The organism is Acrocarpospora catenulata (assembly GCF_018476525.1).
Classification (GTDB): Bacteria; Actinomycetota; Actinomycetes; order Streptosporangiales; family Streptosporangiaceae; genus Acrocarpospora; species Acrocarpospora catenulata.
This window is the reverse complement of sequence record NZ_JAHCST010000007.1, coordinates 219,096-237,795: the sequence shown is the minus strand read 5'-3', so window position 1 is coordinate 237,795 and position 18,700 is coordinate 219,096. Positions and strand designations below refer to the sequence as shown.

General features: G+C 70.5%; 14 protein-coding genes and 1 pseudogene. 14 read left to right on the top strand and 1 reads right to left on the bottom strand.

Annotated features, from left to right (window positions below; translation table 11 throughout):
- The first annotated feature begins 4 nt into the window (after positions 1-4).
- The 12 genes and pseudogenes from KIP79_RS09975 to KIP79_RS09920 all read left to right on the top strand — a co-directional run bounded on the left by KIP79_RS09975 (position 5) and on the right by KIP79_RS09920 (position 10,934).
- On the top strand, positions 5-565 hold the full coding sequence (locus tag KIP79_RS09975; protein ID WP_250212952.1) for a Trp biosynthesis-associated membrane protein: 561 nt from the start codon (positions 5-7) through the stop codon (positions 563-565).
- Positions 566-681: 116 nt separating this feature from the next.
- Positions 682-1,245 carry a DUF4190 domain-containing protein gene (locus tag KIP79_RS48920; RefSeq protein ID WP_214104410.1) on the top strand — a complete coding sequence of 188 codons (564 nt, stop codon included), beginning with the start codon at positions 682-684 and terminating at the stop codon, positions 1,243-1,245.
- Between the two features lie 71 nt (positions 1,246-1,316).
- On the top strand, positions 1,317-1,742 hold the full coding sequence (locus tag KIP79_RS48210; RefSeq protein ID WP_214104409.1) for a DUF2752 domain-containing protein: 426 nt from the start codon (positions 1,317-1,319) through the stop codon (positions 1,740-1,742).
- Positions 1,743-1,931: 189 nt separating this feature from the next.
- Positions 1,932-2,744, top strand: a complete 813-nt coding sequence (gene trpC, locus KIP79_RS09960; protein WP_214104408.1) for an indole-3-glycerol phosphate synthase TrpC — start codon at positions 1,932-1,934, stop codon at positions 2,742-2,744.
- Positions 2,745-2,782: 38 nt separating this feature from the next.
- Positions 2,783-4,015, top strand: a complete 1,233-nt coding sequence (gene trpB / locus KIP79_RS09955; protein WP_214104407.1) for a tryptophan synthase subunit beta — start codon at positions 2,783-2,785, stop codon at positions 4,013-4,015.
- 12 nt (positions 4,016-4,027) lie between these two features.
- Positions 4,028-4,822, top strand: coding sequence for a tryptophan synthase subunit alpha (gene trpA / locus KIP79_RS09950; protein WP_214104406.1), 795 nt, complete (start codon positions 4,028-4,030; stop codon positions 4,820-4,822).
- A gap of 218 nt (positions 4,823-5,040) precedes the next feature.
- Positions 5,041-5,550, top strand: a complete 510-nt coding sequence (locus tag KIP79_RS09945) for a MauE/DoxX family redox-associated membrane protein (protein WP_308169645.1) — start codon at positions 5,041-5,043, stop codon at positions 5,548-5,550.
- Positions 5,550-6,302, top strand: a complete 753-nt coding sequence (locus KIP79_RS09940; RefSeq protein WP_214104405.1) for a DsbA family protein — start codon at positions 5,550-5,552, stop codon at positions 6,300-6,302. The genes KIP79_RS09945 and KIP79_RS09940 overlap by 1 nt, the downstream gene beginning before the upstream one ends.
- Positions 6,303-6,391: 89 nt before the next feature.
- Positions 6,392-7,444, top strand: a complete 1,053-nt coding sequence (lgt, locus tag KIP79_RS09935) for a prolipoprotein diacylglyceryl transferase (protein WP_214104404.1) — start codon at positions 6,392-6,394, stop codon at positions 7,442-7,444.
- Positions 7,445-7,906: 462 nt separating this feature from the next.
- Positions 7,907-8,755: a hypothetical protein gene (locus tag KIP79_RS09930; RefSeq protein WP_214104403.1), complete on the top strand. Its 849-nt coding sequence runs from the start codon at positions 7,907-7,909 to the stop codon at positions 8,753-8,755.
- Between the two features lie 359 nt (positions 8,756-9,114).
- A pseudogene (locus tag KIP79_RS09925) lies at positions 9,115-10,277 on the top strand (RNA-guided endonuclease InsQ/TnpB family protein).
- Positions 10,278-10,502: 225 nt separating this feature from the next.
- Complete coding sequence (locus KIP79_RS09920; protein ID WP_214104402.1) at positions 10,503-10,934, top strand: hypothetical protein; 432 nt, start codon at positions 10,503-10,505, stop codon at positions 10,932-10,934.
- Here the strand turns inward: KIP79_RS09920 and KIP79_RS09915 are convergent.
- The gene (locus KIP79_RS09915; protein ID WP_308169643.1) at positions 10,897-12,162 is read right to left on the bottom strand and encodes a bis-aminopropyl spermidine synthase family protein; all 1,266 of its coding nucleotides are present in this window, start codon (positions 12,160-12,162) and stop codon (positions 10,897-10,899) included. The genes KIP79_RS09920 and KIP79_RS09915 overlap by 38 nt on opposite strands.
- A 491-nt stretch (positions 12,163-12,653) precedes the next feature.
- Here KIP79_RS09915 and gltB point away from each other — a divergent pair, with 491 nt between their 5' ends.
- Complete coding sequence (gene gltB / locus KIP79_RS09910; protein WP_214104400.1) at positions 12,654-17,168, top strand: glutamate synthase large subunit; 4,515 nt, start codon at positions 12,654-12,656, stop codon at positions 17,166-17,168.
- 13 nt (positions 17,169-17,181) lie between these two features.
- Complete coding sequence (locus KIP79_RS09905) at positions 17,182-18,648, top strand: glutamate synthase subunit beta (protein ID WP_214104399.1); 1,467 nt, start codon at positions 17,182-17,184, stop codon at positions 18,646-18,648.
- The last annotated feature ends 52 nt before the right edge of the window (positions 18,649-18,700 follow it).

Sequence of the window (18,700 nt, the reverse complement as noted above, 5' to 3'; positions counted from 1 at the left end):
GGGCATGGCGGTTCGAGGTGAGGTGAGCGCGGACACCACGCCGTCCCGTGGCGGGCGGGAGATGGCGGTCTGGCTGGTGGTGTGCGCGGCGGGGGCCGGTCTGGCGTGGCTGGCCGCCGGGCGGGACTGGGGTCTGCCGGCCGCCGGCGCCGTCACCGTCAACCGGCCGGTGGCGGCGCTCACCGGTGACGAGGTCGCCGCGTGGCTCACCCCGGTCGCGCTCGCGGCCCTGGCCGGGTGTGTCGCGGTACTGGCCACGCGCGGTGTCTGGCGGTCCGTCGTGGGCGTGCTGGTGGCGCTCTGCGGGGCCGGCGTGGTGGCGGCGGGGCTCCAGGCGTACGGGACGGCGGTGCTCGATCGCACGTACTGGCCGGTGGCCGCCGTCGCCGGCGGGGCGCTGCTGCTCGTGGGCGGCCTGGTCACGGCCCTGCGGGGGCGGCGCTGGGCGGGCATGTCCGCCCGGTACTCGCGAACCCCCGACGACTCGGCGCCCTCGGCCCGCCGCCTCTGGGACGCCCTCGACGAGGGGCTGGACCCCACCGCCGAACAAGAGGACCATCGGTGACGGGCGGGAACGCTGGTCACAAATCGTCCACAAATTGAGCGACAAGCCCAAGTAATTCCAGGCAATCGCTAGGCTGCGCCCCGCACCTCTCACGATGACCGCTAGGAGTCATTCACATGAGTTACGGGAACCAGCCAGGCGACACCGGGGACCAGCCGCCCGGCTACGGCCAGCAGCCAGGCTACGGCGGCCAGCAGCCCGGCTATGGCCAGCCCGGTTACGGCCAGCCCGGCTACGGGGACCAGCCGGGCTACCCCCAGCAGCCCGGTTACGGCCAGCAGCCTGGCTACGACCCCTACGGCCAGCAGGGTTACACCCAGCCCAGCGGCTACGACCAGTCCTACCAGCAGCCCGGTTACCAGCAGCCCGGTTACCAGGCCTACGGCTACGCCCCCCAGCCGTCCCGCCCCACCAACGGCCTGGCCGTGGCCTCCCTCGTCATGGGCATCGTCGGCCTCCTCCTCTGCGGCGTGACCAGCATCCTCGGCGTGATCTTCGGCCACATCGCCCTCAGCCGGATCAAGGACAGCGGCGAGGAAGGCCGCGGCATGGCCGTGGCGGGCCTCGTCACCTCCTACATCACCATCGCCCTCTGGATCATCCTCTGGCTGATCCTCGGCAGCACCATCCTCGCCCTGATCGGTCTCGCCGAATCCATGCCCACGGACTACCAGTACTGAGCCGTCCGCCGCGCCTCCGGCGCGGCGGACAGGGGGCCGGGGGCTGATCGCCCGCGGAGTAGGGTGACGGCGTGGAGGCTGGTCCGGGGGTGAAGGGGCGGCGGCTGCGGGGGTTGGTCGCGCCTGGGGGAGTGGCCGGGATCGGGCTGGCGGCTTGGGCCTATGTATCGGCCGTCGATCCGAATTCGCCGGGACGCTATCCGACATGTCCGCTTTTTGCGGTAACGGGGCTTTACTGTCCCGGGTGCGGGAGTTTGCGGGCCGTTTATGCGTTGAGCCACGGGGATGTCGGGGCGGCGCTGGGGCTTAATCCATTGTTTGTGGTGATGCTTCCGGTTCTCGTGTACGTGTGGGGGATTTGGGTTGTGGGGGTTTGGCGGGGTAAGGGGGTGCGGAGTGTGTTGATGCACCCTGTGGTGGTTTGGGGGAGTGTGGGGGTCGTTATGGCGTACTGGATTGTGCGGAATCTGCCTTTTGGGCGGTTCCTCGCGCCGTGACGGGGGCCCGATGGCGGGGCAAGGTCGGGAAGGCCGATACCATCGGCAGGGCACGGCGGGGCGGCGCCCCGTGGGGCGCAGTCGATCCGGTAGTCCACATCGGAGGGATCCGAACCACGTGAGCGAGCGTAGCGAGCGAGCAGGCCTTGACCGCTTGGCGGGCCGTACGCCCACGACCGGGGAGGTCCGATGAGCGTTCTGGACGAGATTCTTGAGGGGGTCCGGGAGGACCTCGCCGAGCGGCAGAAGGACGTGTCGATCGAGGACCTCAAGCGGCGCGCCGAACGTGCCCCCGCCCCTCGTGACGTGCTCGCGGCGCTGGGCGGCGACCGGGTCTCGGTGATCGCCGAGGTGAAGCGGTCCAGCCCGTCCAAGGGCGCGCTCGCCGCCATCGCCGACCCGGCCGCGCTGGCCGCCGACTACGAGGCCGGTGGCGCGCACGTGATCAGCGTGCTCACCGAGCGGCGCCGGTTCGGCGGCAGCCTCGCCGACCTGGCCGACGTCCGGGCCAGGGTGGACGTGCCCGTGCTCCGCAAGGACTTCATCGTCAGCTCCTACCAGCTCTGGGAGGCCCGGGCCTACGGCGCGGACCTGGCCCTGCTGATGGTGGTCTCGCTGGAGCAGGAGGCGCTGGTCTCGCTGATCGAGCGGGCCGAGTCGATCGGGCTGACCCCGCTGGTCGAGGTGCACACCGAGGAGGAACTGGAGCGTGCCGTCGCGGCCGGGGCCAAGGTCATCGGTGTGAACGCGCGCGACCTGAAGACCCTCCAGGTGGACCGGGAAGTGTTCGCCAAACTCGCCCCCAAGATCCCGGACGGGATCATCAAGATCGCTGAATCGGGTGTGCGCGGGCCGCACGACCTGCTCGCCTACGCCCGGGCCGGGGCGGACGCGGTGCTGGTCGGGGAGAGCCTGGTCACCGGCAAGGACCCCAGGTCCGCCGTCAACGACCTGGTCACCGCCGGCGCGCACCCCTCATCCCGCCAGGAGCGGCAGCAGTAGCCGCAGGGGCGGGCTCGAACAGACCACGGAGACCACCAATGACTGAGGGAACTGTCCTGACCCCGGGCGATCTCACCGGGATCGGCGCCCACGACACCGCCGAGCGCGGTAAGTTCGGCGTCTTCGGCGGCAGGTTCGTGCCGGAGGCGCTGATTCCGGCCCTGGACGAGGTCGCCGCCGTCTACGAGAAGGCCAGGACCGACATCGCGTTCATCCGCGAGTTCGACCACCTGCTCCGCACGTACGCGGGCCGCCCCACCACCCTCACCGAGGTGCCGCGCTTCGGCGAGCAGGCGGGCGGCGCCCGGATCGTGCTCAAGCGCGAGGACCTCACCCACACCGGCGCCCACAAGATCAACAATGTGCTCGGCCAGGCGCTGCTCACCAAGCGGCTGGGCAAGACCCGGGTGATCGCCGAGACCGGCGCCGGGCAGCACGGCGTGGCCACCGCCACCGCCGCCGCGCTGATGGGCCTGGAGTGCGTCATCTACATGGGCGCGGTGGACTGCGAGCGGCAGGCACTCAACGTGGCCAGGATGAAGCTGCTCGGCGCCACCGTGGTGCCGGTCACCAACGGCAGCCAGACCCTCAAGGACGCCATCAACGAGGCCTTCCGCGACTGGGTCACCAACGTGGACTCCACCCACTACCTGTTCGGCACCGTGGCGGGGCCGTACCCGTTCCCCGGCATCGTGCGGGACTTCGCGCGGATCATCGGGGTCGAGGCGCGCCGCCAGATCCTGGAGCTGACCGGGCGGCTACCGGACGCGGTCTGCGCCGCCGTCGGCGGCGGGTCCAACGCGATCGGCATCTTCCACGCCTTCCTCGAGGACCAGGACGTCCGGCTGCACGGCTACGAGGCGGGCGGCAGGGGCCTGGAGACGGGCGAGCACGCGCTCACCCTCACCGCGGGTTCGATCGGCGTGCTGCACGGCTCGCGCACCTACGTGCTGCAGGACGAGGAGGGCCAGACCATCGAGTCCCACTCGATCTCGGCGGGTCTGGACTATCCGGGCGTCGGCCCGGAGCACGCCTGGCTCAAGGACAGCGGGCGCGCCACCTACCACGGCATCACCGACGCCGAGGCGATGGACGCGTTCTCGCTGCTGGCCCGCACCGAGGGCATCATCCCGGCGATCGAGTCCTCGCACGCGCTGGCCGGAGCCCTCAAACTGGGCCGTGAGCTGGGCCCCGACACGACCATCCTGGTCAACCTCTCGGGGCGCGGCGACAAGGACATGGGCACGGCGATGAAGTACTTCAACCTCTGAGGTCTGACCGATATGACGACACTTGCCGCGGTATTCGACAAGGCCCGCTCGGAGAACCGCGCCGCCCTGGTGGGCTACCTGCCCGCCGGGTTCCCGACCAAGGAAGGCGCGGTGGCCGCCGCCTCCGCCATGGTGGCGGCCGGCTGCGACGTGATCGAGATCGGCCTGCCGTACTCGGATCCGCTGATGGACGGGCCGACCATCCAGGACGCGGTGCACCGCTCGCTGCTGAACGGCACCCGGATCGCCGACGTGCTCCGCACCGTGGAGGGCGTGGCCGCGACCGGGGCGGCGACCCTGGTCATGACGTACTGGAACCCCATCGACCGGTACGGGGCCGAGCGGTTCGCCCGGGCGCTGGCGGACGCGGGCGGGGTGGGGACGATCACCCCGGACCTGACGCCCGAGGAGGCCGGGCCGTGGCGGGAGGTCAGCCGGGAGGCGGGCCTGGACACCGTCTTCCTGGTGGCGCCCAGCTCCACCGAGGAGCGCATCGGCGTCGTCGCCGAGTGCTGCACCGGGTTCGTGTACGCCGCCTCGCTGATGGGCGTCACCGGCGCCAGGGAGGCGGTCGGCAGCGCCGCTGAAGGCCTGGTCAAGCGCACCCGCGCGCACACCACGCTCCCGGTCTGCGTCGGCCTCGGGGTCGGCACCGGCGCCCAGGCCGCCGAGGTGGCGGCGTACGCGGACGGCGTGATCGTCGGCTCGGCCTTCATCCGCCGCCTGCTGGACGCCCCCGACGAGGCCGCCGGTCTTTTCGCGGTCCGCGAACTCGCCGCCGAGCTCGCCGCCGGGGTGCGCCGCTGATCTACGCCTACGGAACGGCCGGTCCCCGCGCGGGATCGGCCGTTCTGCGTCTTGTACAGGGCTCGTTCGGCGGGCGTACACGTCTTATCGGGCGCTTATACGGGCCATGATGAGCTGACTGCCATAGGTTCGGGACCGGTGCCGCGTGGGCGGCACGGCAAAGGAGACCTCAGGTGGCATCGGACAGTCACGCATTCAGGTGGTCACTATCCGCTCCGGTGGCGGTACCCTGGGTGACGACTCTGGCCCGGCTGGTGCTCGGCGGCGTGCTCATCGTCGCGGGCTGGCTCAAGATCGGCACGCCCGCCCTCTCGGTGCAGGCGGTCAAGGCCTACGAGCTGCTGCCGGACGGGGTCGCCACGGCCGTGGGGTACGGCCTGCCCATTCTGGAGATCGTCGTCGGAGCGCTGCTTGTGCTGGGCCTGCTCACCCGCTTCTCGGCGGTGGTGGCCGGGCTGCTCATGCTCGCCTTCGTGGTCGGCATCGCCTCGGCCTGGGCGCGGGGGCTGCGCATCGACTGCGGCTGCTTCGGCGGGGACGGCACGCTGGCCGCCGGTCAGGAGCCCGCCTACCTCGCGGAACTGCTCCGGGACGCGGGGCTGGTGCTCTGCGCGGCCTGGGCGGCCTGGTTCCCGCCCGGGCGGCTGGCGCTCGACTCCCTGCTGGGTCTGACGCCCCCGGACGACGACGACCTTCTGGACGATTCTCAGGAGAAGGAGAACGAGTGATGAGCAAGGGTGCGCGGTCCGCCGCGGCGCGCGAACGGATCGCGGCGCAGCGGCAGGCGGACCGCAAGCGGGACCGGCGCCGCCGCCTGGCAACCATCGCAGGCGTGGCGGTGGTGGCCGTGGCCGCGGTCGGCTTCGGCTCCTGGTACGCCGCCTCCCAGGACACGGCCGAGGCGCCCCGGCAGGGGCTCGCCCCGACCACCGTCAACTCCGACGGCTCGGTCACCATGGCGCAGGCAGGGGTGGAGTCCCCGGTGCTGGACGTGTTCGAGGACTTCCAGTGCCCGGCCTGCAAGTCCATGGAGGACAGCAGCGGGTCCACGATCCGGAACCTGGCCGCCGAGGGCAAGGCCAAGGTGGTCTACCACCCGATCACGATCTTCCCGCAGGAGCCGACCAGGTCCAACTCGATCCGGGCGGGGGCGGCGGCCCGGTGCGTCACCGACGGCGCCCAGTGGGTGGCCTTCCACGACAAGCTCTTCCAGGAGCAGCCGCCGGAGACCGTGGAGGGCTTCCGGCTGAACGACCTGGTCTCCTGGGGTAAGTCGGCCGGGGTCACCGCGCCCGATTTCGCGGACTGTGTCACCACGCAGCGGAAGGCCAAGGCGCAGGAGCAGTTCTCGACGACCACGATGCGGCAGCAGAAACTGACCGGCACGCCGACCGTCAAGCTGAACGGCAAGGAACTCGGCAACGAGACGATCTTCGTTCCGGCCAAGCTGCGGCAGGCCGTACAAGCTGCGGCTCAGTGAGCGGAATGACCGTTCTGTGGCCTGGAATGCCCGCTCCATTACGGTCGACCGTACCCGAGTGCCTCACGGAGGCGGTAGCGTCCTGTGACATGCCCCTCGCCTACATTCCCAGCCCGTCGCAGGGGGTCTGGAATCTCGGACCGATCCCCATCCGGGCCTACGCGCTGTGCATCGTGCTCGGCGTGGTCGCCGCCGTCTGGATCGGTGAGCGCCGGTGGCGCGCCCGTGGCGGACAGCCCGGCACCATCACCGACCTCGCCGTCTGGGCCGTGCCGTTCGGCCTGGTCGGCGGCCGGCTGTACCACGTCATCACCGACTGGCAGCTGTACTTCGGCGCCGACGCGCCCAACCGGCCGATCGACGCGCTCTACATCTGGAAGGGCGGCCTCGGCATCTGGGGGGCGATCGCGCTCGGCGCGGTCGGCGTCTGGATCGCCTGCCGCCGGCGCGGTATCTCGTTCCTGGCGGTGGCCGACACGCTGGCGCCCGGCATCGCCGTCGCCCAGGGCATCGGACGCTGGGGCAACTACTTCAACCAGGAGTTGTTCGGCGGGCCCTGCGACTACTCCTGGTGCCTCCAGATCGACCCGGGCCGTCCCGGCACGGTGCCCGGCGTCGAGACCTACCACCCGACCTTCCTGTACGAGTCGCTCTGGGACTTCGCGCTGGCGGGCGTGCTGATCCTGGTCGGGGCGCGGTTCTCGCTCCGGCATGGGCGGCTCTTCGCGCTGTACGTCGCGGGGTACACGGTCGGGCGGTTCTGGATCGAGGGGCTGCGGGTGGATCCGGCGCACGAGATCCTCGGGCTGCGGCTCAACCAGTGGACCTCGGTGGTGATCTTCCTGGGGGCGGTGGCGTACTTCTGGCTGACCAGGAACAAGACGACCGAGGAGATCATCGTTCCGGCCGGGGCCGAGAGCCACGACCCCGCGCACGGTCCCGAACAGGCCGAGGACGACGAACTCGCGACGGCCACCGAGCCGTCCGCCGCGGCCCCCGGCGAGACCGGGGATTCCGCCGGATCCTCTGATTCCTCGGATTCCGCCGAGTCCGCTGATTCCGGCCGTGACACCGGCGACGGCGACGCCGACCGTGACAAGGCCGCCTCCGGAGTTTCCGGGGAGGAGGCCGGCCAGCGATGACGGCCGCCTCCACCCGGCCGGGCTCGCCGCGATGAGCGAGCCCGGCCCTAGATCGACCATCGGGGCAGACCACACATGACCACCCCCCGGAAACGCCGCTCACCGTCCCGCTCAGAACGCCCGGCACACCCGGAACCTTCGAGCTACTGGGCCACGTCAGAAGGCCCGGACCGTTCGGGACCTTCGGGCCAATGGGCCACTTCGGAAGGCTCGGACCGTTCGGGACCTTCGGGCCACTGGCCGGGCCCAGGTCACCCGAACCGTTCGGAGCCTTTGGGGCGCTGGGCTGGACCAGAAGGTCCCGAACGGTCCGAGCCTTCGGACTATTGGGCTGGGTCGGAAGGTTCGGAGCCTTCGGGCCGTCGGGCCGGTCCGGGAGATCCGGAGCGCTCGGAGTCTTCGGGTCGTCGGGCCGGTTCTGGAGATTCGGGGCGTTCGGGACGCCTGGCTCAGTCCGGTCGAATGGGGCGCTCCGAGCGGGCTGCTCGCGCGGAACGTCCCGCTCGGTCTGAGCGAGCCGCCCGTCCGCCTCAGAACGACCGCTGGAGCGAGACCCGTCTCGCCGAGCTGGGCCTGACCCCCGTCCAGCAGAAGGTGCTGCTCGGTATGGGCGGAGTGGCCGGGCTGCTGGTCGTGGCGCTGCTGCTCATCTTCCTGGTGGACGCGGTCAACGGCACCTCGGCCGCTCCCAGCGAGGCCGGGGCGGGTTCGGCCATCGGCCAGGCCCGCCCGGAGGACTACCGCGCCTGGCCGTCCCTGAAGCAGTTCGAGCCGATCGCCGACCGTACGGCCGACGCCAAGCCGCTCACCGCGGAAGAGATCTTCAACGTCCGCACGGTGAAAGCCGGAAAGCAGTCGCTGAAGCTCACCCAACGGCAGCTGGACGCCGACTGCGCGGCCGTGCTCTGGGGCGAGGAACTGATCGACCAGGTCGCCGACGCGGGCTGCACCCAGGCCGTGCGCGGCCTGTTCACCAGCTCCGACGGCGTCTACATCGCCCAGTTCACCCTGCTCAACCTCGCCGACGCGGAAGCCGCCAACACCCTGGTCACCCGCCTGGAGTCCCTGCACCGAGGCGGCTGGGTCCTCCCCCTCCAACCCGACCAGGCCCCCTTCTCCGGCTACACCGAGGCCAGCGGCCACGCCATGGGCCACTACGCGGGCCTCGTCTGGGTAGGCCGCAAAGACGGCGCCGAACCCGAAACCGGCGACGACTTCGTCTCCCTCAACCTGGCCGCCCGCGAATCCGAGAAAGCCGTCTACCGCCGCGTAGTAGCCGTCACCGGCCCCACCCCACCCCCAACAAGCTGACCACCCAGCCGACCATGTGATTGCGACGATCAACCGCCCCGTCGGAAGCCAGGTCCGGACCCAAAGGATCAACGAGGGTGGGGCTTCCACGGCAACCATCCATCCCGGCGGAGCCGAGTCCGGACCCGGAAGGTCAAGCAGGTAGGTGCGTGGGAACCTTACGGCAATCAAGCTCGCTACGTGGGGCGGTGCCCTACCGTCCCGGCGGAGCCGGGCCCGGACCCGGAGGGGCCAAACGGGTGAGTGGGTGGGAGTCCCACGGTAATCAAACGTCCCCCGGTTTCTGTCGGAATCACACTACGGCCCCGGCAGATATCGGGGTCAGGTTCCCATCGAGGTGACAGGGGCCAAACGGTAGTGTGTTCGATGTGAGCCTGGTGGTGCAGGTGAAACTGCGGCCGACGCCCGAGCAGGCGGTGGCGCTGGAGGCAACCCTGCACGCGGCCAACCGGGCCGCGGATCTGGTATCGCAGATCGCGTTCACCCAGGGCTGCTTCCGCAACTTCGACCTGCGCAGGCACACCTACGATCAGATCAAGGCCGACTTCGGGCTGGCCGCCCAGGCGGCCCAGCACGTGATCAAGAAGGTCGCCGACGCCTACCGCACCCTGCACGCCAACCTGGCCGACGGGAACCTGGGCAGGCCGGGATCGGCGCGGCGGGTCAAGGCGGAGAGCAAACCGATCACCTTCCGCGTTGGCGCTGCCCAGCCCTACGACGACCGGTGCCTGTCCTGGCAGCTCCAGGCTCGCACGGTGTCGATCTGGACCGTGGCCGGCCGGCTGCGCGGGATCGCCTTCACCGCCTCGGCCGACCAGGTGGCGATGCTGACCGCCCACCGGCGTGGTGAGTCGGACCTGGTCCGCCGCGACGGCTCCTGGTACCTGATCGCCACCTGCGTGCTTCCCGAGGTCGCGGTCACCGCCCCGGATGGCTTCCTGGGGGTGGATCTGGGCATCGCCAACATCGCCACCACCAGCGACGGCATGCGCCACAGCGGCAAGGGCCTGAACGCGGTCCGCCGCCGACATCGCCTGCTGCGCCGCCGGTTGCAGGCCAAGCAGACCAAGTCCGCCAAGCGGCTGCTCAAACGCCGGGCCCGCAAAGAGGCCCGGTTCGCCGCGAACCTCAACCATGTGATCGCCAAGCAGATCGTGACCGAGGCAGAACGCACCTGTCGCGGCATCGCCCTGGAAGACCTCCAGGGCATCCGCGAGAGGGTACGGCTTCGCAAGTCCCAGCGGGTCACACTGCACGCCTGGAGCTTCCACCAGTTGGGAGGCTTCATCACCTACAAGGCGGCCCGCCGGGGAGTCGCCGTGATCCATGTGGATCCGGCCTACACCTCCCAGCAGTGCTCGGCTGCGGGCACGTCGACAAGAAGAACCGGCCGGACCGGGACAGATTCTCCTGCACGTCGTGCGGCTTCGCTGAGCACGCCGACGTCAACGCAGCCCGCAACATCGCCTCACGCGGCGTAGTGGGCTGGGCAGTGAGTCACGCTGCCGACGACGCGGACTGAACCGTCGAGGCCATCGACGGCAAGGAACTGCAGCTCGGTCGTTCACGGCCGAGAAGCTGACTAGGATCTGGCCTTATGCGTTGGATCGCTGCGGTGCTTGTGGCCGCTGTGGTGGGGGTGGCGTGTTCCGGGGCTCCGGAGGGGCCGCGGCCGAAGGTTTTTCGGGGGGAGCCTAGTTCGGCGATTTATGAGCCGATTGGGAGTCGGGCGGTTGATTCGGCGCCGTTGACGCAGGGGGAGGTGTTCGCCCAGGAGTCGGTGGGGACCGGTGGGGTGAGCATGCGCCGCGGGCAGGTGACGGAGTCGGGGGACTGCGCGGGGGCGGTGTGGGGGAGTGCGCCGCTGGCGGGGTGTACGCAGGTGTTGCGTGCGGTTTATGCGGCTGACGGGGTCAGCGGCCAGTTCGCGATCTTCAATCTGGCTGATTCGGCCGCGGCGGATCGGCTGGCCACGGCCTTCGCCAGGGAGGCGTTCGTTCGGGTCGCTCCCGGGCAGCCACAGGTGGACGGGGGTTCCGCCCAGGTAAGAGCCCTTGGCCACTACGTGGTGGTGAGCTGGGTGGCCGCGCTCGGCGACGAGACCCCGGACCTGACCGATCCGCTGCTGGCCGTCGACTCGATCAGCCGGTTCCTGCAGACCCGCCTGCTGGCGGGCTAGCCGACAGGGACACACCGACCAGGTGCGGCAGGTCGGCCAGGCGGTGTTCCGGAAGCTCCAGGGTCGTGGCATCGGCCCAGGCCGGAATAACCGCTCTGGCCTGCTTCTTGGTGAGGCCGGTTTCGGCGATCAACCCTTCCCGCCAGGCATTGGCGGCCTTGCCGTGCGCGTTGTCAAAGATCCGGCGCACGATGCGCGCGCCGCCGGTCTCCGGCGCCGCATGCCGTACCGCACGGACGACGCCGCCCTCGACGGCGAGGGAGTAGACCGGGGCGAGCAGGGCGGCGAGACCGGCGGGCGGCTCCGCGCAGTGGAGGAGAACCTGCCGGGCCCGGGTGGCCAGCAGCAGGCGCACCGCCACCGCCTCCAGCCCGGCCGGCACGGCGATCGCCACCCGTTCCGGATCACCCGCGTACGCCTTGGCCAGCCAGGTCGAGAGCCGAACCCGAGCCACCTTCGGCAGGATCTCCCGCGGCCAGTCCCCGACCAGCACCTGAGGCGCGAACTCCTCGACCCCCAACAGATCAGATGAACCGGATACAGCCGGACGCGCGGCCGACTCCACCGCCTGCGGCCCCTGGGTATAGATCGCGGTAGCCAGCCGATCCACCCGCGAGGCCACCGCCGGCCAGGTCTTACTGGTCGGCCGGAGAACGTACAGATCGGCCGCGCTGCCGATGGCCTCCGCCCCGTGGTACCGGTTGAAGTCCGGGAACATGGCCTCGGTCACCAGATTCAGCTCCGCCAGCGCGTGCTGCACCTTCAACGCCAGCATCGGCGTACGCTCCGAGGCCCCGTAAGCCAGCAGGATCCGCCCCTGCTCACGATCACGCAGCCCTTCGGCCCCCCGAGCGGTGAACAACCCCACCCCCTCAGGCGTGTACGGCGGATCGGTGACGATCAGATCCGCCCACCCCCGAACCGACGGCGGCAACCCCAGCCGCAGATCCGCCCAGAAGGTGCGAACCCCCAGATCCTGGGCATCGATGTAGGCAAGCACCCGCTCGTCGAGATCGGCCACCGCCACCTCGGCCTCCGGGTGGACCATCCGGATCGCCAGCGAGGTCAGGTCATGGTCGCCGACACAGAGCACCCGGGCCCCCGGCAGCCAGAACCGCTCCCCGAGCAACACCGCCCGCCGCACCACGGTGTCGGCGGTGGCGGACACATGGTCGAGGGTGCGCCGCCCCCGAGGCGCCTTGACGATCAGCTCCCCGATTCGGGCCACCGTATCCCGATATATGTCCATAAGATGAGACACGGGGTCCGAAATATTCGATTCGATGCCAGTGTTGTACTGTTTGGCCTGATCGGGCCGGATTCTGAGGTGCGGGTCGCGACGCTCAAGGGGGAGCTCGCGAAGCAGCGCCTCAACGGTACGCCGCGAGGTCGCCGTCTCCCTGACCAGATCGGCCAGTGTCCACCAGCGCCCATCCGCCAGGAGGGCGACCACCTGACGGAGCCGCCTGCCATCCACTCCTGCCTGTGCAAACAGCTCCTCGATAGCCATACTCCGAACTGTATCGGCGACTCCGGCCACCCGGATCGCCCCCACCGACGGCGACTACCGAGCAGTGCGGTGAATGTCACAGCCTGATGACACCGCCCGCCGGAGGTGGGTCTTTGTGACAGTGGGGTAATCTCTAGACCACCTACAACTGCAGCAGGGCCAGCGTCGTCCCTCTGTTCCACGCAGACGATGACGACGGGAGTGATTACATGCCTGCTGCCCGCCTTGGCCGTCCTGGGGGCTTTCCCGAGCCACAGGGCCTATATGACCCCACGAACGAGCACGACGCCTGTGGCGTCGCCATGGTGGCCGACGTCCACGGCCGCCGCAGCTATGACATCGTGGCGAAGGCCCTGACCGCGCTCATCAACCTCGATCACCGGGGGGCACGGGGGAGCGAACCGGACACCGGAGACGGCGCCGGCATCCTCACCCAGATCCCGGACGAGCTCTACCGGGCGACGGTCCCCTTCACGCTCCCGGAAAAGGGCCACTACGCGGCCGGTATCGCCTTCCTCCCCTCGGACGAGCAGGCCCGCGCCGTGGCCATGCGCATGATCGAGGAGATCGCGGCCGAGGAGAACGTGACCGTGCTCGGCTGGCGCGAGGTCCCGGTGGACACCGCGCACGCCGGCCCGAGCGCCCGCGCCGTGATGCCCGCCTTCCGCCAGCTGTTCGTCTCGGCCGGCGACCTGACCGGCGTCGAGCTGGACCGGCAGGCCTTCGCCTTCCGCAAGCGCGCCGAGCACGAGGTGGACGTCTACTTCGCCTCGCTGTCCAGCCGGACCGTGGTCTACAAGGGCATGCTCACCCCGCAGCAGGTGGAGCCGTTCTTCCCCGACCTGTCCGACTCCCGGTACGACTCGGCCATCGCCCTGGTGCACTCCCGCTTCTCCACCAACACCTTCCCGTCCTGGCCGCTGGCCCACCCGTACCGGTACATCGCGCACAACGGCGAGATCAACACCGTCAAGGGGAACCGGAACTGGATGCGGGCCAGGGAGGCCATGCTCGGCACCGGCCTGATCCCCGGCGACCTGGAGCGGCTGTTCCCCATCTGCGACCCGGACGCCTCCGACACCGCCTCCTTCGACGAGACGCTGGAGCTGCTCCACCTGGGCGGCCGCTCGCTGCCGCACGCGGTGCTCATGATGATCCCGGAGGCGTGGGAGAACCACACCGAGATGGACCCGGCCCGCCGGGCCTTCTACGAGTTCCACTCCACCCTGATGGAGGCCTGGGACGGCCCCGCCTCGATCTCCTTCTCCGACGGCACCCTGGTCGGCGCGGTGCTGGACCGCAACGGCCTGCGCCCCGGCCGGTTCTACGTGACCGACGACGGCCTGGTGGTGCTGGCCTCCGAGGCCGGCGTGCTGTCCGACATCGAGCCGGAGCGGGTGGTCCGCAAGGGCCGCCTCCAGCCGGGCAAGATGTTCCTGGTCGACACCTCCCGGGGCCGGATCATCGAGGACGACGAGATCAAGGCCGAGTTGGCCGCCGCCGAGCCGTACGGGGAGTGGCTGCACGCCGGGCTCGTCCGGTTCGAGGAGCTGCCGGAGCGGGAGCACGAGCACCCGACCCACGAGGCGCTGGTGAAGCGGCAGCAGACCTTCGGGTACACCCAGGAGGAGCTGCGCATCATCCTCACCCCGATGGCGGTCACCGGCATCGAGCCGATCGGCTCGATGGGCACCGACTCCCCGGTGGCCGTGCTGAGCGAGAAGCCCCGGCTGCTCTTCGACTACTTCAGCCAGCTGTTCGCGCAGGTCACCAACCCGCCGCTGGACGCCATCCGGGAGGAGCTGGTCACCTCCCTGCAGTCCACCATCGGGCCGGAGGGCAACCTCCTCGACCCGGGCCCGGCGTCCTGCCGCCGCCTGGTGCTGCCGTACCCGGTGATCGACAACGACGAGCTCGCCAAGATCATCCACATCAACAACGAGGGCGCGCTGCCCGGCTTCCAGCCGTACGTGGTCTCCGGGCTCTTCCACGTGGGCGGCGGCGGGGACGCGCTGACCAGGCGGCTGGCCGAGATCCGCGAGGAGGTCTCCCGGGCCATCGCGGACGGGGCGCGCATCATCGTGCTCTCCGACCGCGGCTCCTCACCGGAGAAGGCGCCCATCCCGTCGCTGCTGCTCACCGGCGCGGTCCACCACCACCTGATCAGGGAGAAGTCCCGGACCCGGGTGGGCCTGGTGATCGAGACGGGCGAGGCCCGCGAGTGCCACCACATGGCGCTGCTCATCGGGTACGGCGCCAGCGCCATCAACCCGTACCTGGCCCTCGAGACGGTGGAGGACATGATCTCCACCGGGGTGCTCGCCATCGACCCGCGCAAGGCCGTCCGGAACCTGATCAAGGCGTACGGCAAGGGCGTGCTCAAGGTCATGTCCAAGATGGGCGTGTCCACCGTGGCCTCCTACACCGGAGCGCAGATCTTCGAGGCGCTCGGCCTGGGCGCCGAGGTGATCGACGAGTGCTTCACCGGCACCACCTCCCGGCTCGGCGGCGTCGGCTTCGACGTGCTGGCCAAGGAGGCCCAGCAGCGGCACCTGCGGGCCTACCCGCGGGCGGAGAACGCGCACCGGCGGCTGGAGGTGGGCGGCGAGTACCAGTGGCGGCGCGAGGGCGAGCCGCACCTGTTCAACCCGACCACCGTTTTCAAGCTGCAGCACGCCACCCGGACCCGCCGGTACGAGATCTTCAAGGAGTACACCTCCCTGGTCGACGGCCAGTCCGAGACCCTGATGACGCTGCGCGGCCTGTTCAAGCTGCGCCCGGCCGCCGCTCCCGTGCCGATCGAGGAGGTGGAGCCGGTCGAGAGCATCGTGCGCCGGTTCTCCACCGGCGCCATGTCCTACGGCTCCATCTCGATGGAGGCGCACGAGACGCTGGCCATCGCCATGAACCAGCTGGGCGCCAAGTCCAACACCGGCGAGGGCGGCGAGGACCCGGAACGCCTCCACGACCCGGCCCGCCGGTCGGCGATCAAGCAGGTGGCCTCCGGCCGGTTCGGGGTGACCAGCGAGTACCTGGTCAACGCCGACGACCTGCAGATCAAGATGGCCCAGGGCGCCAAGCCCGGCGAGGGCGGCCAGCTGCCCGGCCACAAGGTCTACCCGTGGATCGCCAAGACCCGGCACTCCACCCCCGGCGTCGGCCTCATCTCGCCGCCGCCGCACCACGACATCTACTCCATCGAGGACCTGGCCCAGCTCATCCACGACCTGAAGAACGCCAACCCGCTGGCCCGGGTGCACGTGAAGCTGGTCGCCGAGGTCGGGGTCGGCACGGTCGCGGCGGGCGTCTCCAAGGCGCACGCCGACGTGGTGCTCATCTCCGGCCACGATGGCGGCACCGGCGCCTCCCCGCTCACCTCGCTCAAGCACGCGGGCGCGCCCTGGGAGCTCGGCCTGGCCGAGACCCAGCAGACGCTGCTCCTCAACGGCCTGCGCGACCGCATCGTGGTGCAGACCGACGGCCAGCTCAAGACCGGCCGCGACGTGATCGTGGCCGCTCTGCTGGGCGCCGAGGAGTACGGCTTCGCCACCGCGCCCCTGGTGGTCTCCGGCTGCGTGATGATGCGCGTCTGCCACCTGGACACCTGCCCGGTCGGCGTGGCCACCCAGAACCCCGAGCTGCGCCGCCGCTTCACCGGCAAGCCCGAGTTCGTGGTCAACTTCTTCGAGTTCATCGCGCAGGAGGTCAGGGAGTACCTGGCCACGCTGGGCTACCGCTCGCTGGACGAGGTCATCGGCCGGGCCGACCTGCTGGACGTGGACGCGGCCGTGGACCACTGGAAGGCCGCAGGCCTGGACCTGTCGCCCGTCCTGTACCAGCCGGAGCTGCCCGCCGGCACCGCGCTGCACCGGGTGGTGGGCCAGGACCACGGCCTGGACAAGGCACTGGACAACACCCTCATCCAGCTGGCCGAGGGTGCGCTCCAGTTCGGCGAGCGGGTCACCCTGGAACTGCCGATCCGCAACGTCAACCGGACCGTGGGCACCATGCTCGGCCACCACGTCACCCGCAAGTGGGGCGGCGCGGGCCTGCCGGACAACACCATCGACGTGACCTTCACCGGCTCGGCGGGGAACTCCTTCGGCGCCTTCCTGCCGCACGGCGTCACCCTGCGGCTGACCGGCGACGCCAACGACTACGTGGGCAAGGGCCTGTCCGGCGGCCGGATCGTGGTCCGCCCGGTCAACGACGATCTGGACGGCCACATCATCTCCGGCAACGTGGGCCTGTACGGCGCCACCTCCGGCGAGGCGTTCATCCGGGGCGTGGTGGGCGAGCGCTTCTGCGTCCGCAACTCCGGTGCCACCGCCGTGGTGGAGGGCGTCGGCGACCACGGCTGCGAGTACATGACCGGCGGCCGGGCCGTGGTGCTCGGGCCCACCGGGCGCAACTTCGCGGCCGGCATGTCGGGCGGCATCGCGTACGTGCTGGACCTGAACGCGGTGCGGGTGAACCGGGAGATGGTGGAGATCGAGGCGCTCACCGACGAGGACTCGGAGTTCCTCCGGGAGACGGTCGAGAAGCACCTGGCCGAGACCGGCTCGCCGGTGGCCAAGGGGCTGCTCGCCGACTGGGACGCCGCGCTGGCCAGGTTCGGCAAGATCATGCCGATCGACTACAAGCGGGTGCTGCGGGCCCGCGCCGAGGCCGAAGCCGAGGGCCGGGACATCGACGAGGCCGTCATGGCCGCTTCGCACGGATAAGGGGGGACTACCGATGGCTGACCCGAAGGGGTTTCTTACGCACGGCCGGGAGCTGCCGGGACGCCGCCCGGTGGATGTGCGGATCCGCGACTGGCGGGAGGTCTACCACGACTTCCCGAAGGAGAACCTGACCCGGCAGGCGGCCCGCTGCATGGACTGCGGCATCCCGTTCTGCCACAACGGCTGCCCGCTGGGGAACCTGATCCCGGAGTGGAACGACCTGGTCTACCGGGACGACTGGCAGGAGGCGATCGAGCGGCTGCACGCCACCAACAACTTCCCGGAGTTCACCGGGCGGCTCTGCCCGGCGCCGTGTGAGGCGGCCTGCGTGCTCGGCATCAACTCCGACCCGGTGGCGATCAAGCGGGTCGAGGTGGAGATCATCGACCGGGCCTTCGCCGAGGGCTGGGTCACTCCGCAGCCGCCGCGCGTCAAGACCGGGAAGAAGGTGGCCGTCGTCGGCTCGGGACCGGCCGGTCTCGCGGCCGCCCAGCAGCTCACCCGGGCCGGCCACGAGGTGACCGTGTTCGAGCGGGCCGACCAGATCGGCGGCCTGCTCCGGTACGGGATCCCCGAGTTCAAGATGGAGAAGCGGAACATCGACCGGCGGCTGGCCCAGATGACCGCCGAGGGCACGGTGTTCCGCACCGGTGTGAACGTCGGCGTGGACATCACCGCCGCCGAACTGCGCGCCGAGTTCGACGCCATCGTGCTGGCCGGGGGCGCCACCGCCTGGCGCGACCTGCCGGTGCCCGGCCGGGACGCCGTCGGCGTCTACCAGGCCATGGAGTACCTGCCCCCCGCCAACAAGGGCTTCGGCGACTCCACGATCTCGGCACACGGCAAGGACGTCGTGGTGATCGGCGGCGGCGACACCGGCGCGGACTGCATCGGCACCGCCATCCGGCAGGGCGCGGCCTCCGTCACCCAGCTGGAGATCATGCCGCAGCCCCCGGCCGAGCGGCCGGGCTCCCAGCCCTGGCCGACCTACCCGATGCTCTTCAAGATGGAGAGCGCCCACGAGGAGCTGGCGGACCTGGGCGGGCAGCGGGTCTACGCGGTCTCCACCACCGAGTTCGTGAAGGACGCCGAGGGGCGGCTGACCGGGCTGAAGCTGGTGGACGTGGAGGGCCCGGCGGCCGGGTTCAAGCCGGTGCCCGGCACCGAGCGGGAGCTCCCCGCGCAGCTGGTGACGCTCGCCATGGGCTTCCTCGGCCCGGAGAAGGGCGGGCTGCTGACCGAGCTGGCCGAACTGTCCGCCGGGGAGTTCTTCGACGCCCGGGGCAACGTGGCGCGCGGCAAGAGCTACCAGACCGGGGTGAACGGGGTGTTCGCCGCGGGTGACATGGGACGCGGGCAGTCGCTGATCGTGTGGGCCATCGCGGAGGGGCGCTCCGCCGCCGCCGCGGTGGACGAGTACCTCACCGGTCAGACCGCCCTCCCGGTCGCCATCCCGCCGACCGCCCGCCCGCTGGTCTGATATTTCACGAAAGGGACGGCCGGCGCATGATCTTCCACGCCGCCGTCCTGTA

Coding starts and splice junctions, on each gene's coding strand:
- KIP79_RS09975 (WP_250212952.1), top strand. CDS start 5: ATGGCGGTTCGAGGTGAGGTGAGCGCGGACACCACGCCGTCCCGTGGC.
- KIP79_RS48920 (WP_214104410.1), top strand. CDS start 682: ATGAGTTACGGGAACCAGCCAGGCGACACCGGGGACCAGCCGCCCGGC.
- trpC (WP_214104408.1), top strand. CDS start 1,932: ATGAGCGTTCTGGACGAGATTCTTGAGGGGGTCCGGGAGGACCTCGCC.
- trpB (WP_214104407.1), top strand. CDS start 2,783: ATGACTGAGGGAACTGTCCTGACCCCGGGCGATCTCACCGGGATCGGC.
- trpA (WP_214104406.1), top strand. CDS start 4,028: ATGACGACACTTGCCGCGGTATTCGACAAGGCCCGCTCGGAGAACCGC.
- KIP79_RS09940 (WP_214104405.1), top strand. CDS start 5,550: ATGAGCAAGGGTGCGCGGTCCGCCGCGGCGCGCGAACGGATCGCGGCG.
- lgt (WP_214104404.1), top strand. CDS start 6,392: ATGCCCCTCGCCTACATTCCCAGCCCGTCGCAGGGGGTCTGGAATCTC.
- KIP79_RS09930 (WP_214104403.1), top strand. CDS start 7,907: ATGGGGCGCTCCGAGCGGGCTGCTCGCGCGGAACGTCCCGCTCGGTCT.
- gltB (WP_214104400.1), top strand. CDS start 12,654: ATGCCTGCTGCCCGCCTTGGCCGTCCTGGGGGCTTTCCCGAGCCACAG.
- KIP79_RS09905 (WP_214104399.1), top strand. CDS start 17,182: ATGGCTGACCCGAAGGGGTTTCTTACGCACGGCCGGGAGCTGCCGGGA.